This window comes from Oleiphilus sp. HI0043, assembly GCF_001634935.1.
On the sequence record NZ_LWEY01000821.1, the window covers coordinates 1 to 754 of the forward strand.

Sequence of the window (754 nt, forward strand, 5' to 3'; positions counted from 1 at the left end):
TCGTGAAATTTCCTTTGGTGAATGGGAAGGAAAGAGCGTCAAAGAACTGATGAAACACGACCCAAAGGCATTAAGAAACTACTGGGAAGACCCCGATAATCACGCTCCCCAAGGCTCCGAGCGAATGTCCGATTTCATTCAGCGTATTCATACAGCTTGGGAAGCCTTAGTGCTCGAATATCAAACTGAGCATACTTTACTTGTATGCCATGGGGGCGTTATCCGAGCTATATTAACCCACGTACTAGGTATGCCTAGTGACAGGCTTTGGAATATTGATGTACCTTATGCCAATGTAAGCCGACTCGCTTATCATCACTTTCCCGATGGCGGCCATACTGCTCAACTTAAATTTCACCAAGCACGCTTCTCTCAAGACTAAGCTCCACCTTTCTTCGTTCTGCACCTGAAGATGCACCTTTTTCGAGTATTTTTTGTACCAGTCATTTCCCTTGACGCACGTCAAGGCAGCTTACGCCTAGTGCGCATAAACTGATCCCCTAACAATGCAGGAGGAATGGATAGATGAAACCGCTTGAGGTGACCGAAGACTTGGCGCCCTTACTAAACAAATACGACGTTTACGGGCCAAGATACACATCTTATCCAACTGCACTTCAGTTCAATGATAACTTTACTGAAGCTGACTATCGTACTCATGCTCAGGCAAGTAACCAGTTGCCTGTTCCCAAGCCTCTTTCTGTTTATATCCACATTCCATTTTGTAAGTCACTTTGTTACTACTGTGGCTGCA

At 45.2% G+C, this 754-nt stretch carries 1 protein-coding gene and 1 pseudogene; both read left to right on the plus strand.

The genetic code is table 11. The features are described from left to right. On the plus strand, window positions 1–382 hold a 382-nt coding region (locus tag A3729_RS09320; RefSeq protein WP_197475736.1), incomplete at its 5' end, for a histidine phosphatase family protein. Window positions 383–525: 143 nt separating this feature from the next. After that, a pseudogene (locus A3729_RS09325) lies at window positions 526–754 on the plus strand (hypothetical protein); the annotation flags it as partial.